The organism is Leifsonia sp. SIMBA_070, from assembly GCF_046534635.1.
GTDB lineage: Bacteria > Actinomycetota > Actinomycetes > Actinomycetales > Microbacteriaceae > Leifsonia.
In genome coordinates this window covers 1-230 of the sequence record NZ_JAWRYK010001056.1, presented here as the reverse complement: position 1 = coordinate 230, position 230 = coordinate 1, and the positions used below count along the sequence as shown (strand labels likewise).

The window sequence follows — 230 nt, the reverse complement described above, 5'->3', positions numbered from 1 at the left end:
CGGCCCTGCCGCCCGCCTATCCGGAACGAGCCGCATGGGGCACCGCCCCCAAGCTGCGCCAGTGGCAGGCTGAAGCCCTCGAAAAGTTTTTCGCCAAAGACTCGGCCGATTTCCTTGCCGTCGCCACCCCCGGCGCCGGTAAAACCACCTTCGCCCTGCGCGTCGCCACAGAACTGGTGGACCGCGGGATCGTCAAGCGGATCACCGTCGTGGCGCCCACGGACCACCTC

The 230-nt window shown here is 68.3% G+C and carries 1 protein-coding gene; it reads left to right on the top strand.

Going from position 1 to position 230, the window contains the following annotated elements; genetic code table 11:
* Window positions 1–5: 5 nt before the first annotated feature.
* Window positions 6–230: DEAD/DEAH box helicase family protein (locus SB754_RS23370; protein ID WP_410784617.1), on the top strand; the 225-nt coding region annotated here is incomplete at its 3' end.